Annotated in this window: 4 protein-coding genes; 1 reads left to right on the top strand and 3 read right to left on the bottom strand. The window is 53.1% G+C overall.

The genetic code is table 11. The features are described 5' to 3' along the window. Positions 1 to 200 precede the first annotated feature (200 nt). Entirely contained in the window at positions 201 to 1592 is a 1392-nt protein-coding gene (locus KFE13_RS02140) for an alpha/beta hydrolase family protein (protein WP_260705478.1), read from the top strand. Between the two features lie 24 nt (positions 1593 to 1616). Here the strand turns inward: KFE13_RS02140 and KFE13_RS02135 are convergent, their stop codons facing one another. The 3 genes from KFE13_RS02135 to KFE13_RS02125 are packed head-to-tail and all read right to left on the bottom strand — an operon-like array spanning position 1617 to position 15576. Next, a complete protein-coding gene (locus tag KFE13_RS02135; protein ID WP_260705477.1) occupies positions 1617 to 5513 on the bottom strand; it encodes an alpha/beta fold hydrolase in 3897 nt (1298 codons plus the stop codon). Further along, on the bottom strand, positions 5513 to 13606 hold the full coding sequence (locus tag KFE13_RS02130) for a non-ribosomal peptide synthetase/type I polyketide synthase (protein ID WP_260705476.1): 8094 nt from the start codon (positions 13604 to 13606) through the stop codon (positions 5513 to 5515). The genes KFE13_RS02135 and KFE13_RS02130 overlap by 1 nt, the downstream gene beginning before the upstream one ends. Next, positions 13603 to 15576: an amino acid adenylation domain-containing protein gene (locus KFE13_RS02125; protein WP_260705475.1), complete on the bottom strand. Its 1974-nt coding sequence runs from the start codon at positions 15574 to 15576 to the stop codon at positions 13603 to 13605. Before KFE13_RS02125 ends, KFE13_RS02130 begins: the two co-directional genes overlap by 4 nt. Positions 15577 to 15895 lie beyond the last annotated feature (319 nt).

The raw sequence follows: 15895 nt of genomic DNA, 5'->3' as shown, positions 1-15895 counted from the left end.
AGATGCTCGATTCTTCCCGGCGTTCATAAATCGAAAACAGGTAGTTCCTTAGTATGTTCGACTATATACGGCGTACTCAGGCTTTTCCAATGATGGCCAGGATTTCTACGAGTGAATCGATAAAATCCTGATACAAATGCAGAATCAATGGAGTAAAATCCGCTCCGAATCCAACTGAGACGAAAGATACTTGAGGCGTCATGCGGCCATTTGAAGTTGCATTGACCATTTTCCTGGTTATCGCTGCATTGGTCGAATTGACGAGCCTCTCAAGGCTGGTGAAATCGTTCTTCGTCTTTCTTTGCCTGCTGCTTGCAATAATTCATCTTGGGCGGGAAGGCGGTCACTGGCAGATGCTGCCCGTCTATATCGCGGTTGTGGTTCTGGCAGTAGGTCTGGCGATTCGCAGGACAATCACCGTCTCCCTGCTTGTCCTCACGCTGTGCCTGGCAGGTGCGGCGCTCTCTTTTGCCGTACCGATGTTTTCCCTCCCTAAGCCAACGGGAGCTTATCCAGTAGGCACACGAATCGTCTATCTGAGAGACGACAGCCGTAAAGAAGATGCAGGTTCTGACCGTACGCGCGATCGGGAGCTGATTGTTCAAGTATGGTATCCAGCGGAGAGCTCCAGTAATCACCTGGCTCCTTACCGTCGCTGGCGCGAAAGCAGATTAAAGAATTCCTATCAAAGCGTTTTATGGACGAACTCCCGCGAAGACGCGGTTGTCTCTGCGAAGGGCGGTCCATTTCCAGTGATCCTGTTTGGTCACGGGTGGGGTGCGACACGCATCAGTGACACGTTTATCGCAGAAGATTTGGCCAGCCATGGATATGTCGTTATCGCTACCGACCATCCGTACAACTCAAACCGCGTCGCGCTCCCCGACGGCCGCGTGATTAACGGAATCCTGGGATCGCCGATTCTGGATCTTGGAATAGTTTCCGCTGACAAAACCGAAGCGTTATGGAATATGGAACTGCAGAAATGGACGGCTGACCAGATATTTGTCCTAAACACTTTTCAGGCTGCCAATCTCGATCCGCAGAGTCCCTGGCATGGCCATTTGAATACAGAGATGGTCGGAGCTCTCGGCCACTCCTTCGGTGGATCGGCAGCGGAGCGAATCTGCAGTGTTGATCCTCGCGTCCGGTCGGCCATCAATATGGATGGGTGGACGTTTGATGGAGTGCGTGACCGGTCAGAAGGCAAGTCATTGATGTGGATGTATGAGGATAGCGTTGATCCGCAACATCTGCTTGTAAACTCGCCGGTTCCTGCAGAGCATGTGAATGCTGAGCTCGACATACGCGACGAAAAGAATGTCTTGAGCAGTCTTGAGCGCTTTGGCGGCTATCGGCTTGTCATTGACGGCGCTCTGCATGGAGACTTTACCGATCAGCCCTTGGTCTCGCCTTTTCGACGTATCACGCATACCGGACCGATAAAGCCGGCGAGGATGGAGATGATTGTCAGGGATTACGCCCTTGCTTTCTTTAATAAAACGCTTTATGGCAAAGGTTCATCGTTGCTCGATTCCGGCAATACCTCTCCTTTCAAAGAGGTTCACTTTGAGCAGTGGCCCGCTAAGTAATCGCTGTGTCTTTCCGCGTGATGCTTAAGATAAGCATTGACGAAGGCTTTTGACGACACGAGGCAGATTCTCGTTCGATAAAACCTGCAGGTGAGCTCCAGGGATCTCAAACACACGTACCGGCTGAGTAGAGTATTTTCCCCAGCCCAGATCCCTGGGGCCTTTCTCCCGTGATGCACGGAACATCGTGACAATGCCGTCGTAGCTTTTTGGCACATAGTTCACTGCAGCGAATGAATTGATGTGATAAACGCTTCTAAGGCGAGGAGGAATGACCATGCCATTCGCGGTGGCGAAGGTGTAAAAAGTCCTAAGTATCGTACTTTTGATGCCGTCGAAGATCTCCATCGGAGTACAGGGACGCAAACGATGGAAGAACGGTGTCCAAACCGCCATGATCTGACGAACTGCCTTACGAAATGTGTGGTGTTCTTCGTGAACAGGATGTCGCCAGACAGGGGTATCGAGCATTCCTACGAGCTCCACTTTCTGATTTGCCATCTGTAGCTGGCGCGCCATCTCGAAGGCTACGAATCCACCGTAGGAATAACCAAGAAAGTGATAGGGGCCTTCCGGTTGAATCTTCCGAACCTCTTTCACATAGTAGGCAGCTAATTCCTCGAGAGAGGTAAGTGGAGGTGCCGACGATTGGAGCGCCTGAGCCTCGACGCCATATACCGGTTGATTAAAGCCAAGGCTCTTCGCGAGGTCATAAAAGTTCAACACGTTGCCGCCGACACCGTGAACCATGAACAGAGGTGCACTGGTGCCTTCAGGTTGGACGGCAACAATCGACGATGGTTCCTGCGGAGTTAATTGTCCGTGGATCAGTGCGGCAAGCTCTGCAATGGTTGGGCAGTTGAAAAATGTCGCCAGCCCGAGTTTCAGGGAGTACTGCTTATTGATCTTGGCGATAAGGCGAGCCGCCACCAGAGAGCGGCCACCCAGGGCAAAAAAATTATCGTGCAGTCCGATCTTGTCGTTGCCAAGAGCCGCTTGCCACATTTGCTTCAGCTCAGAAGTCAAAGGTTCGTTGGCAAAGGAGGATGTTTCAACGAGAGATGCTTCTGGGCCCTTTTGCAGCGAGGACTGTTCCGCAATATGACTGGAAGCGGCAACAGTATCTTTAGCCCTGTGTGGCGGAACTGGAAGCTCACTTACTCTGCTATCGGGATTGCCTGTGAGAGCGGTGAGGATGCTCTGGTAATACTGCAGCCATTCTTTCATCGTGGCGGAATGAAAGAGGTTGGCGTTGTATTCCAGTTCGGCGCGTACGCCTTCCTTTCTCTCGATGATGGCGAGTTGTATCTCAAAAGGGGTGCCGATGCTGGTCGTCGGCATAGGGGCGATGGTGAGGTCCTGTAGTTCGCGAGCCTGCAAAAACGCAGTCTGGCAGAAGAAGTAGAACTGGAAGAGCGGACTTCTGCCTGCTACTGGCCTAACCTGCAATTTATCGAGCAACAGCTCAAACGGCAGCTCGGTATGCCCCAGAGCTTCAACCGTTGTGTTTCGCGCGGCAAGAACAAATTCACGAAGGGTAGGATCGCCGTTCAGGCCAAGACGAAGCGCGACTGGGCCGGCGAATGGACCCATCAGGGGTTCCGTTTCAACCCTGCGATTGACGACCGGAGAGCCAATGATGAGATCGTGCGCATTCGCCCCCTGTGACAGCATCAACGCGAAGCTTGCCAGTGTGACGACATAGAGTGTCGTGTCGTTCGCCTGAGCGAATTGCTTGAGTGCTTTGGAGAGCTCATCGGAAAGAAGAAGCGTTTCAAGAGAGCTCTTGGGAGCATCCTGCTGCGCAGGAGCGTAGTCAGTTGGGAAGTTGAGAACGGGAAGCTCGCCCGAAAGAGATTTTAGCCAGAAAGAGAGATGTTCCTGGGTTGCCTCAGATTCAACACCTTCTCTTTGCCAGATAGAAAAATCTCCATATTGGAGGGTGAGCGGCTCGAAAGAAAATTCGTTGTTTTGGCGAAAGCCTTCGTATGCTGTCCAGAGTTCCCGCTGAAACACCTGGATCGACCAGGCATCGGCGATGGAGTGGTGAATACTGAGTACGAGAATGTGTTCTTCGGGGGCAAGGCGATATAAGGCTGCGCGGAAGAGCGGCAGCGTCGAGAGGTTGAAGGGTTCTTCCAGTAATTCTTGAATGCTGGAAGCGGCGGTAACCTCTCTATTATGTTCAGGTATGGCATCCACTGAGATCTGCTGAAGCGAAAACGGAGATGCGCTATGGATGACCTGCATCAGAGTGCCGTCGATCTCCGAAAATGTGGTTCTCAGAATCTCGTGCCGGTCGATCAGCACGCGGAAACTTCTTTCTAGTAACGGGACGGAGAGCTTTCCAGTAAGTCGCAACCTTACGGGCATATGGAAGGCTGGATTGGCTGGATCTACTTCAGATAATGTCCAAAAGCGTTCCTGAGCAAAGCTTGCCGGAATGGCTTGTATCTCTTCCTGAGGGTTTTTCGTAGTCTCCTCCATATCAGTAGCGGGGGAGGGGAGGTTTTGGATGCGTTTCTCTAATGCTTGGGTTGGAGTTAAGGCGATTGCAGAGAGACGCTGTAGCGGATTGCGGATGACCTCTTTCATCAACTCCTGAAAGTGCTGGAGAAGGCTGTCTGCTGTTTCCTGTGTATAAAGGCCAGTTCGATACTCAAGGGAGAGACGCCAACCCGCTTCGCGCTCAACGAGGAAAAAATTGAGATCGTACAGTGCACCCTGAGACTTTGAAGGCAGCGTCGTCAGGCGTGTGCCATTTAGCTCGAACAGAAATGGGCCGCCACGACCGTATTCGCGCTGACAGACGAAGTTAACCCGATATAGGTCGTTGGGGTTGACTGCTTCGCCTTCCATCGCGTGGATAACGGTTTCGTAGGGAATGTCCTGGTTGGCGAGGCTCTCCCAGACACGTTCACGTACCTGTGCTACGAGATCGGCAAACGTAAACATATCTGAGAACTCGGAACGAAGGATAACTTGATTGACGAACTGGCCGATGAGAGGTTCAAACTCAACCCGTGTGCGTCCAGCCAGAGGTGTTCTTAGCGCGAGGTCCGTTTTTCCTGTATAGCGATACAGAAGAGCCATGCAGGCAGACATGGTAACAACAAAAAAGGTTGTGTTTTGAGACTGCGCCAGACTGCGTAGCTCTTCTGTGAGGCTACGGGGAAGAAGCTGCGAGACGATGCCGCTTTGAATCGAGCGCTCGGCGGGATCGTGGTCGAATGCAACCTCTAACTGCGGACAGCGGGCAAGTCTTTCACGCCAGCAGCTGAGTTGTGTTTGCGCTTCAGGTTGGGCAATCGTCTCTAATTGCCAGACTACATAGTCTCCAAACTGGAAGTTTAAAGGGGGTAGGGGAGCTGTTTCCTGGCGAGCGAGTGCGGTGTAATCCTTCGACATCTCTTCCATAAGAACGCCAATCGACCACCCGTCACAGATAATCTGATGGATCGTGAGGACGAGCATATGCCTTGAATCATTCAGATGGAGAAGCTTGGCTCGGAGAGGAGGAGCCTTTGTTAGATCGAAACCCGTCTGTGCCTCATGCAAACAGATTGCGTCAACCTCGGCATCCTGCTTATCTGGGGGGAGTGCTCTCAGGTCCACAGCTTCCAAAGAAAAGACCGGGTCCGGAAGAACGATTTGCTGAATCTCGGAGTCGACTACACGAAAGCTTGTGCGCAATGCTTCGTGCCGCTGCATAATCTGCAAAAGCGAGCGTTCCAACAGGGTGAGATCAATCGGCCCATCGAGGTTCATGCGAAAGGCGCCGTTGAATCGCGGATCGTATGTGCTGTCTAAATCTTTCGGCAGCATCGCCTTCTGCCCTGGAGTCAAAGGGAATGCAAAATAATCAGCTCCTGGAGGAACAGGATCGTATGCTGGTTCTCGGACACTGGTTTCGGAACTCATTAATCTCTGCGCCCTCCGGGATCGACCGGCTCAGGCTGCTCCGTGCGTTGTGGTTGCGTCATTCTATATTTTGCTCGCGATACAGGGACCAGTGGCGCTTGTTTCGGGGCCGAAAAGTTCTTCTCAATATCGGCAAGAATTGCTGCGATATTCCTGTATTGCAGAATCTGACGCGGACGAGCCTCGATCCCCGATTGATTTGCGCGCGCTGCAATCTGGAAGACATGCAGCGAGTCGCCTCCCAACTCAAAGATATTGTCCTCGACACCTACTCGTTCCAGATGCAGAACTTCCGCCCATATTTTGGCGAATGTCTCTTCTTGCGCGGTACGGGGAGCCACATACTTCGTGTTTTGTGAGAGCGATGTCCAACTGGGTGCCGGCAGCGCTTTACGATCAATCTTGCCGTTCGCCGTCATAGGAAACGAAGGCAGAGAGATAAATGCTGCCGGAACCATGTAGTCAGGAAGCTTGCCAAGCAGATACGTGCGCAGATCGCCGCTATCAGGTGTAGCGCCATTGTGCGACGTCATGTAGGCCACAAGGCGCTTATCTCCGGGAATGTCTTCGCGCAAAAGCACTACGGCCTGATCGAGAGATGGATGCGTAGAGAGGACGCTCTCAATCTCTCCCAGCTCAATACGGAACCCGCGGAGCTTAATCTGCCCGTCAGCTCTGCCGAGGAATTCCAGTTCGCCATTGTCGAGACGGCGAACGTTGTCGCCTGTGCGGTAGAGTCGTGCGCCGGTCCGCGTGCTGAACGGGTCTGCAATGAATCGCGCAGATGTTAGGTCGGGGCGTTTATAGTAGCCCTTCGCCACGCCAACTCCGCCGATGTACAACTCGCCGGAGACGCCCATCGGAACAAGCTGCTGCAGAGGATCGAGCACGTAGAACTGCGTATTGTCGATCGGAAGGCCAACGGGAACAGACCCTGTGCGGCTGATGATGCGATTCGTGGCTGACCAGATCGTTGTCTCTGTCGGCCCATACATGTTCCAGAGCGAAATACCGCAATCAAGAAGCTGATTGGCGAGATCGCGGGGCATTGCTTCGCCACCGCACCAGGCTGTAATGTGCGGATTGCCTTTCCACCCAGCCGCAAGAAGCAGGCGGAAGGTAATTGGCGTAGCTTGCATGATGGTTGCGTGAGAGTCTCGCAGCAACCGCATCAATTGATTGCCATCGCTGGCAACGGCGCGGCTGGCAAGAACAAGCTCTGCTCCTGTGGTGAGCGGGAGAAAGATCTCAAGAGCCGCAATATCGAAGGAGATTGTGGTTACAGCGACCAGAACGTCTTTGGCGGTCAAGCCCGGTGTTTTGGCTATCGAATTCAGTAGATTGACAACATTCGACTGAGTGACCTCTACTCCCTTTGGCCTGCCAGTTGATCCTGAGGTATAGATCACATAGGCAATCCGGTTAGGATCATAAGAAATGTCCAGATTGCTGCCGTCCTCAAGTTCGATCTCAGGCCAAAGTTCGTCGACACGCAGAGGGCGAGCATTACCCGAGGGCAGATCAGAGGCAATAGCCGCCTGTGTGAGAACGGTTGGGTTGGAGATGTCCTCGAAGACCATACGGAGGCGCTCTGCAGGGAAGGTTGGATCGAGAGGAACATAGGTAGCGCCGGCCTTCCATGTCGCTAGCAGGGAGACAATCATAGCGACGGAGCGCTCCATATAGACACCGACGACATCCCCTGCTTTGACTCCGTGAGCCAGTAGATAACGAGCAAGGCGATTCGCTCGTTCATTCAGCTGAGCGTAGCTCAGCAGTTGGTCTTCAAATAAAAGTGCCGGCGCATTTGGGCTTTTGGCTACCTGGTGTTCAAACACCTGGTGGACGCAGAGATCTTGAGGGAAAGAAGCTTCCGTCTGATTGAAGGCAAATAGAGCAAGATCTCGTTCCTGCGAGGTCAGGAGTGGAAGGCGAGCAAGCGGCTGAGTAGCGTCTTGCGCAAGGCCCTTCAGCAGAACCTCATAGCAGTCCATCCAGCGGGCAACGGTTTCACCGTTGATGAGGTTTGTGTTGTAGTCAACATGAAGAGTCAATCCGTCGGAGCTCTCTACAGCATTGACGAAGAGGTCAAAGTTGACGAAGCTCTTGGGATTTGGGGTGACCTCAGATTGCAGGTTGCTGAAGTTTAAAGCTCCCCCGATCTTCTCGAGGTTGAACTGCACTTCAAGAAGAGGGAGCCTGCTGGCGTTTCTCGGAATGGAAAGCTTACGGACGAGGCGTCCGAAGGTGTAGTTCTGGTGGTCGTAGGCATCGAAGACCGTTTTGCGAACTTGATCCAGGAACTGCGCTGTCGATAGGCCCTCTGCTGGAAGAGTTCGCATGGGAACGAAGTTGACGCAATGCCCAACCAGCGTCTTGTCTTCGATAAGAGACTGACCAGCAGCTGGGATCCCAATGACGATATCGTCTTGTCCGGAGAGGCGCGATAGCAATGCGGAGAAGGCACTAAGCAACGTGACGAAGAGAGTGCACTTCTGCTGCGCTCCCGCCTTCTTAATATCCTTCAATGTTTGAAGGTCGATCTTCCGGCTATAGGTCGCTCCTTCAAAACTCTTCATCGCTGGATGTGGATGATCCAGCGGGAGATCGAGTAGGGGAGGAAGAATCTCAAATTTTTTGACCCAGTAAGACTCCACCGCAGCGCCTTCGATTCCGGCGAAGTGCTTCTCCTGCGAGAGTGCATATTCACTGAACGACATGACTGGATCAAGAGCAGGGACACTCCCGGTAACACGCGCACTATAGATCTTCGAAAGTTCGTCAAGAAGAACGTTAATGCTCCATCCATCGCAGACAACATGATGTGCGCTAAAGAGGAGAGCGTGGTCCTGCACGCCGAAGCGTAGCAGTTGCATCCGCACCAAGGGGCCAAGCTTTAGGTCGAAGGCCTGCTTGGCATCTTCTTCGATAAGAATGCTCAGGTGGTCTTGTTGCTGTTCCGATGTGAGGCTGGAAAGATCAACGACTGGCAGGTGTACGGAGGCTGGAGCTGTGAAGTACTGTTTGCCGGCATTTTGATCGAATGTCGCACGAAGAGCTTGATGCCGCGTCAAGAGGTCCGTTAACGAATCTTCCAGCGCCTGCTGGTTGAGGTCGCCGCGCAGGCGCAGCGTAAAGGATTCATTGAAGCTGCAATTTGCCTCAGAAGACAGTTCGGCGGAAAGCAGAATCTCCATCTGCGATTCCGTGATCGGAGCGCTTGTGGCGCTCCCGGTTGTTTCGAACGTTTCCGCTGCGACTCGCTCAGAGGTCGATCCTGTGGGCAGAGGAAGAAGTTCGCCCGCCTGCATTTCGGCGATCGTTTCTTTGAAAGCGCGGTAAACCTTTTCCAGATCTTCATCACTGTGCGCAGTGGTTAGGAAGCAGGGGAAGCCTTCCAGCAAATAAATCCCCTTTGAGCGCAGATGCGTGTAGAAGATGCTGCCGAAGCGGAAATCGCTGGGCAGGCTGAAATAGAAGAAGCTGGCGAAGGTCTCGATCTTGGTGGGAAGTTTGTTTTCTGCAAGCAAACCATTCAGGCGAGCTACCAGATCGCTCGTTCGTTGCGTCAGGCGTTGTTGCAGTTCGGGACCTTGCTCTTTGAGATATTTCAACACGGCGGCGCATGCAGCCATCGCCAAGGGATGACGGACAAAGGTGCCGGCAAAGAATGTTACGCCAGTCTCAGGGAAGGAGTCGTCGCCATACTGCCACATGCCCCCGTCCAGAGCATCCATGTAGCGCGCTTTGCCCGCAAGGATACCCATCGGCATGCCGCCAGCGATCACCTTGCCGTAGGTTGCAAGGTCGGCGCGAATATTGAAGAGTGCCTGGCATCCTCCGGGGTGTGAGCGGAATCCTGTCACAACCTCATCGAAGATCAGGCATACATCGGCTTCTTCTGTAATCTTGCGTAGCTCACGTAGAAACGCGACGGGTTGTAAGTTGGGGTGGCGGCTCTGCACAGGCTCGACGAGTACAGCAGCAAGCTCATGGATGTGCATGCGGATCCACTCCAGGGATTCATCTGTGCCGTAGTCGAGCACGATCATGTTGGAGACGGATTCACGGGGAATTCCTGGCGCAATGGGAGCGGACTGAGGAACTCCCGCGCGCTTAAATCCTTTGACCAGCACCTCGTCAAACATGCCGTGATAGTCGCCGGCAAAGAAGACCACCTTGTTCTTGCCTGAGAGAGTGCGGGCCAAGCGCATTGCAGCCATCACCGCTTCTGATCCTGTATTGCAGAAGGTGGCGCGCTCGTTGCCTGTCATCTCACACAGAGCTTTGGCGACTTCACCTGCAAGAATTGTCTGCGGTCCAATCTCAAAGCCTTCGTGCAGCTGTTTTGCGATGGCCTCTTCGACGAAATCAGGACGGTGTCCCAACATGATGGGGCCAAAACCGTTCAGGATATCGACGTACTCATTGCCATCCAGATCCCAGAGATGAGAGCCTTTTGAGCGTTTGGTGATGATCGGGTAGATCACCTCTTTCCACTGGACACGGAATCCGGCAACAACACGAGGGTCGGCCAGATACTTACGACTTTCCTGCGTTTTATGTTTCGAGGTCGCTGTACGGCTGGTATAAAACTCAGTCAGTTTCTTGATGTGCTCAATTTGCCGCCGTGTCAGCTCTCCAGAGACGTTTTTCTGTAGAGGCTTGAAAGGTGTATAGCCTTTCAGTTCAACTCCAGCCGAATCTTTCGGTGTATCCGTTGCTGCTGTAGTCCTGATTGGTGCTGCGACTGGAGCAGAAACTGTAGGGGCAGTGGCCACCTGCGGTGCATTGCTTGTGGCTTGCAGGACAGAGATCTGTTGGGCAAAGAGCTGATTCATTGCCTGCAACTGGTCGCGCATCAATTGTTCAAGCGAGTTGGCAGGTGCTGTACCGGAGCCATACTGAGGCGCTGCCGGTTGGACCGGTTGGGGTGCAGCAGCGGAAGCTGCGTTTCCGCCTGCGGAGCCGGGCGTTGCATTTCCCACCTGAGCTTCTCCGGATACGGGGCTTTCAAACACACCCTGCGGAAGTTGTTGATCAATATAGTCCGATAGCGCCAGCAATGTCGATTGATCGCCCATAAGCTGGCGGAACGTGATCTTAATGCCAAACTTGCTCTGCAGGCCCTGAGATACCTGAGTCAGAAATAGGGAGTCGAATCCAAGCTCAAGAAATGAGGCATTTTGTTCGCTGTCGGCGATGGTGAGGCCAGAAAGCTCCTCAAAGATATTGGCGATCAGACCGCGCAGATAGTCTTTCCGCGGAATACTCACGCCTTGGGGAGTGGTCTCACTCATGAATACGATCTCCTTCGAAATCAGGGCTGGTACGCTTTCACCTGGCCCGACCGGGTTCTCTCCCGTTGTTGTAGTAAATCCTTCATCGACGATTGCCTGGGAGTCGCTAAACCAGAAGCGTCTCCGTTCAAACGGATAGGTTGGGAGGGAAATACGCAGGCGTTTTTCCTCTGCATGAAGCTTCTCCCAGCTTATGGTCGTTCCATTGGCCCAAAGCGTTCCTAGTGATTGCTGTAGAACAAAATCTTCGCGATGCTCGGGGTTGCCATCGCTCAAAGAAGAGAGGATCACCTTCTCTTTGGCTAGAGCGTTATGTTGCCTGGCCAGCGTGGCAAGAGTGCTTCCTGGGCCCACCTCTAATAGAGCAAAATCTTCCTGCATCAGTAAGGAAACGCCTTGAGAGAAGCGAACGCTTTCTCTCACATGACGAGTCCAGTAGGCGGGATCGGTTGCCTCCTTAGCCGTAATCCAGTTACCGGTCACACATGATATGTACGGAACCGTCGGACTGGAGAGGCGCACTTTATCCACCTCTTGCCGAAATGATGCCAGAATGGGGTCCATCATGGAAGAGTGGAAGGCATGTGATGTGTACAACTTACGATGCATCACCCCACGCTTCGTCAGCTCATCTTCTAATCTGGCGATAGCTTCGCCAGGCCCGGAAGCAACACAAAGCAGTGGTGCGTTGATCGCTGCGATGCTCAGGCTGTCCCCAAGCAATGGCGTGATCTCGGCCTCACTTGTTCTGACACTCAGCATGTCGCCTTTAGGCAGCTCTTGCATGAGGCGCCCACGTATTGCGACAAGATGAAGAGCATCTTCGAGCGAGAAGACTCCTGCCAGACAGGCGGCGACGAATTCACCGATACTGTGCCCGATCATGGCTTGCGGTTCAACGCCCCACGACATCCAAAGCTGAGCCAGCGAGTATTCAACTGCGAAGATTGCAGGTTGAGCAAAGTAAGTCTGCGTCGTATCGAACCCTGATCCAGCTGCGTCTTGAAACAACGTTTCGCGCAGGTCGACACCGATTTCAGCATGCAGCAGGGAAGCACATTGGTCGAAAGCCTGACGGAAGGCTGGCTCCGTCTTGTAAACCTCACGTGCCATATTCACGTGCTGAGCTCCCTGTCCGGGGAACATGAAACTGATGCGAAGAGGGGAGGACTTCCTCTTGCTGTAGTTGCCTCCAGTCGTAAGACTGGATTCGAGCGCAGAGATGGCTGAGGCTGTTGAGTCTGCTGCGACAGTCCTGCGATAGTCAAATGCTTTTCTGCCAACTTGAAGCGTGTAAGCAACATCTGCGAGGTGAGCTTCAGGGGTGGCTTTGAAGTATTCCGCAAGATTTCGTGTTGCGGCGTCTAAAGCTTCCTTCGACCGGGCAGAGAGAAGAAGCAATTGCACCGGCCGCGATGGTGACGTGGAATTAGGAGGCGGAGTTTCTTCAAGGATGACGTGTGCATTTGTTCCACCGACGCCAAAGGCACTTACTCCGGCGCGACGTGGATGGCTGCTGGTCTTCCATGTATCTGCGGTTGCTGTGACTTTAAATGGACTGGATGCGAAATCGAACTTGTCGGTCGGCTGTTTAAAGTTCAGCGTTGGAGGAAACTGGCCGTATTTGACCACATGCGTTGCGTGGATCAGCCCGGTGATACCTGAAGCTATATCCAGATGTCCGACATTGGCTTTAGCTGTTCCTATCGTGCAGAAGCCGTTGTCATTGGTGCTTGTACGAAAAGCCTTTGTGAGTGCGGCAAGCTCAATAGGATCGCCGAGCGGGGTTGCCGTGCCGTGGGCTTCGATATATTCGATCGTTCTGGGGTCGATCCCCGCAGACTGCTGCGCCATGGTGATGACGCTTGCTTGTCCGTCAATGCTTGGGGCTGTATAGCCGATCTTGGTTGCGCCGTCGTTGTTGGATGCAAATCCACGAATGACAGCATAAACATGATCGCCGTCAGCTACAGCATCTTCCAGGCGCTTGAGCAAGACAACGCCGATGCCGCTGCCGAAGACGGTACCCTGAGCATCTTTATCGAACGGTCTGCAATGTCCATCAGCGGAGCCCATTCCACCTTCCTGATAGATGTAGCCGCGCTTCTGTGGCAGCGTGATGGAGACTCCGCCTGCAAGCATCATGTCGCTTTGGTAAGTCAGCAGACTCTGGCATGCCTGGCATACAGCAAGCAAAGACGTGGAGCATGCGGTTTGAATTGCGTAGCTGGGGCCTCTGAGGTTGAGCTTGTAAGAGACGCGTGTCGGCAGAAACTCCGGCTGATTCCCCATCATGCTGGAGTAGTTGCCGATCTGGTAGTTCTCAAGAAAATTTTGCGCAAATCCCGGTTGCTTGCAGAGCTGCGACAGAAAGTAGCTTCCGTAACTTGACCCCGCAACAATACCGATCGACCCAACATAGTCGAAAGGGTTATAGGCAGCATCTTCCAGTGCTTCCCAGCAACATTCGAGGAAGAGCCGGTGCTGTGGATCCATGAGCAGAGCTTCCTTGGGAAGGATGCCGAAGAACTCGGCATCAAACATCTCAATATCTTTCAGAATGGATCGCGCCCGAACATAGTTAGGTTCGTGTGCTGCGGCTTTATCTCCTGAGAGTTCCAACTCCTCAAGGCTGAATTGGGAAATTGCTTCTATGCCAGCGAGCTGGTTGCGCCAGAACTCCTGGACGCTGGAAGCGCCAGGAAACCGGCCTGACATGCCAACAATGGCTATCCCCTCGAGGCCAGAGCCCGAAGATACTTCGTCGTATATGTTCTCTTCAAACGAAGTCATCTTGACGTTCCTCTTGCCGCGCGCATTTTTGCAAAAGCCTCTCTCTGTTTGCGCGCTTGTTCCTGCGCCGCGTTCAAAGGAGCGGTGGATGGTGATGGAGTGCCTGCCTGGGCTTCGCTAAGTTGTGTCGCGATGGAGCGAACCGTCGTGAACTCGAACATCCAAGTCACTGGAATTGCCCGGTTGAGCCGTTGCTGAAGTTGCGTCCGCACCGAGACAAGAAGCACCGATGTCCCGCCGATGTCGAAGAAGTTATCGTCCAGGCCGACTTGAGATGCATTCAGAACCGCTCGCCACACCTCTGCAACCAGCTCTTGTGTATGGGATTCATAGACGATGGAAGGTGCTGTCGAATCCGATGCGGTGTTTGAACCGGAGGCAGGCTTTGGAAGCATTGCGCGATCTACCTTGCCGTTGCCGGTTAAAGGGATAGCCTCAATCTGTGTATAAAAGGCTGGCAGCATCTGCGGGGGCAGGCGTTGAGACAGAAAACGGCTGATCTCGCCAGGAGTGGGTCGGCTCTCATCTGACATGACGAAATATGCCGCGAGTCGTTGTTGCCCGTCGTCGTTGGCATGAGCGGCGACGCACACCTGCTGAACTCCGGGATAGTCGGCGATTGCAGCCTCGACCTCTCCAAGTTCAATCCGGAATCCGTTGATTTTGACCTGGCTATCGCCACGTCCGAGATAAACAAGCTCCCCATCCGCACGCCGTCGAGCAAGATCTCCCGAGCGATAGAGTGTAGCTCCAGGGACACCTGATGGATCAGGTACAAAACGCTCCGCTGTCAGTTCAGGGCGATTAAGATATCCTCGCGCGACGCCACCGCCACCAATGCATATCTCTCCAATCTCTCCTTCGGCTACGGGGAGCAGATCAGAGCCGAGAAGGTGAATCTGAAGATCGGGAATCGGCACGCCAATGAGACTGTCCTGTTCGTCTTCGGCATCGACCTTCCGTACGATGCGATAGGTTACATGGACCGTGGTCTCCGTAATGCCGTACATGTTGACGAGTTGGGGCATCTCATCTCCATGACGATTAAACCAACTGCGTAAGGATCGATACTGGAGTGCTTCTCCACCAAAGATCACCAGCCGTAGAGCGAGAGGTAATCTCTTGCCCGACTCCTCTACCTGATTGAGGAGCGAGAATGCGGATGGTGTTTGATTGAGTACCGTTACTTTTTGTTCCGAGAGAAGTGCGTAAAAATCCTCCGGTGACCGGCTTGTTACAAACGGAACGATCACAAGCTTTCCGCCTGTTGTCAGTGGTCCCCAAATCTCCCAGACCGAAAAATCAAAGGCGAAGGAATGAAACATCGTCCAGATGTCATCCTGGTCGAAATGAAACCAGGGCTCGGTTTGCGTGAGCAGGCGAACGACATTGCGATGAGTAACAAGTACCCCTTTGGGCTTGCCGGTTGAGCCGGAGGTGTACATGGCATACGCCAAGTCATCTGCATGCGCCTGCAAAGGAGGATTGGCCTCGTCTTCGCTGGTTGTGTCTGGACGCTCATTCAATAAGAGGAGCTGCCCCGGAACTTCTCCAAGCTGGGCAGCTAACTTCTGATTGGTGATTACTAGAACGGGGCGAGCGTCTTCGAGCGTTTGAACGACACGAGCAGATGGGTAATTCGGGTCGATAGGAAGATAAGCCCCACCCGCTTTTAGAACACCCAGCATGGCAACCAGCATTTCGATTGAGCGATCGAGATAAATAGCAACGATCTGCCCAGGATGCAGTGACTGGTTGCGAAGAAGTCGTGCCATCCGGTTTGCAGCCCGGTTTAATTCGCCATATGTGATCTGATCGGCTTGATAGGCAATGGCGTTGCGATCTTTGTGCTTTCTTGCAGCAATCTCAAATAGCGATATCAGAGAATTGCCAGAGGTTTCCCCTCTGGAGAAGTCGTTCAGTTCTCCTGCCACGAGCGGGTCGGTGAGATTGGAGGTTTGTAATGCCATAGGTACTCTGCTAGGGTCTTTCATCCATGTTGTCATACGGATACATGACAAGCGATAGCTCTTGTGTTGTATGCAAAAGCTAGCGTTATCGCGAACTCGGACAGTTTGGATCAGTTAGCGTCTTGTGTCTGATGGCAGATGCTGGCCACTTTAGACACAGAGCAGAGCACGGCTCGGCAGATGATTCGAATCCATCTGCGGATAATGAAAGATGCTTTTCCATACTCTCTCCTCGGATGATCGGGAACCCAGAAGGCAATGCAGTCCAAAAACAACAAAGGAAGTAATTCTATATATTTCTGTGCTTTAGGTCTCTCCA

It is taken from the genome of Edaphobacter flagellatus, from assembly GCF_025264665.1.
Lineage (GTDB): Bacteria > Acidobacteriota > Terriglobia > Terriglobales > Acidobacteriaceae > Edaphobacter > Edaphobacter flagellatus.
Note: the sequence above shows the minus strand (reverse complement) of the source record. Positions and strands in the feature narration are given on the sequence as shown.

Excerpts from the sequence above, each read along its gene's own strand:
- KFE13_RS02140 (WP_260705478.1), top strand. The coding sequence starts at position 201 with ATGCGGCCATTTGAAGTTGCATTGACCATTTTCCTGGTTATCGCTGCA.
- KFE13_RS02125 (WP_260705475.1), bottom strand. The coding sequence starts at position 15,576 with ATGGCATTACAAACCTCCAATCTCACCGACCCGCTCGTGGCAGGAGAA.
- KFE13_RS02135 (WP_260705477.1), bottom strand. The coding sequence starts at position 5,513 with ATGAGTTCCGAAACCAGTGTCCGAGAACCAGCATACGATCCTGTTCCT.
- KFE13_RS02130 (WP_260705476.1), bottom strand. The coding sequence starts at position 13,606 with ATGACTTCGTTTGAAGAGAACATATACGACGAAGTATCTTCGGGCTCT.